At 56.9% G+C, this 830-nt stretch carries 1 protein-coding gene; it reads left to right on the top strand.

Annotation, left to right across the window (positions count from 1 at the left end; all coding sequences use genetic code 11):
- Positions 1 to 476 precede the first annotated feature (476 nt).
- Positions 477 to 830, top strand: a 354-nt coding sequence (locus tag RA26_RS21955) for a serine hydrolase (RefSeq protein WP_241482718.1), incomplete at its 3' end; no start/stop codon positions are given.

The raw sequence follows: 830 nt of genomic DNA, 5'->3' as shown, positions 1-830 counted from the left end.
GTACTGCTTGCCACCATCATCAGCCTGATCCTGGTCGCCTTCGGCAACGTCTTTACCGTGGTCGCCCCCTTTATCTCCGGCGATATCTCCACCGGTGTCTGGACAATCATTGGCCCGCTGCTGTTCGTGGTGATCGCCATGCGATTCAAGATCAAGCAGGAAGATGCCCACTAACCGGCAGGCAATGCTCCATGCCAATCGGGACCGTTCTGGTCCCGATTTTTTTAGCGCTGGCTTCCGCTCACCATCACGGCCAGCCCATAGTTTCAATGCAAAAAAAAGACTCCATGGAGACCTCTTTTACGCTCTCCTCGCCGTCAGAGCGCGCTCAACGCCGTAAATTATCAATATCAAGGTGAGAATGATTGTGAAGCGCCAGTTCACGACATATAACTTAGCGAGATATCCCTGTATTTCGTCCGGTAGAGCTGATCATGATGATGCGTTCCCTTCTTCCCCTGTTGCTTGGCGCAGTAATGCTGCCGGCCACTATGGACAGTGCCCATGCCAACCCCTTTGCCGCCAGCAGCAAGAGCAGCAGCGGCTTTCTCGAGCGACGGGATGTGCCCAACCTCAGCTCGGCTGCCTTCGTGGTGGCCAACCACAGAACCGGCGAGGTGATCTCCGAGCGCAACGGCAACCGGGTAATGCCCATCGCCTCACTCACCAAGCTGATGACGGCGCTGGTGGTGCTGGATGCCAACCTGCGCCTCAACGAAATGCTCACCGTGACCAATGCCGACATCGACCGCATCAAGGGAACCGGTTCACGACTGGCCATCGGCTCCAGGCTCAGCCGCGCCGAAATGCTCCATATCGCCCTGATGTCC

It is taken from the genome of Leisingera sp. ANG-M7 (genome assembly GCF_000813965.1).
GTDB lineage: Bacteria > Pseudomonadota > Alphaproteobacteria > Rhodobacterales > Rhodobacteraceae > Leisingera.
Note: the sequence above shows the minus strand (reverse complement) of the source record. Positions and strands in the feature narration are given on the sequence as shown.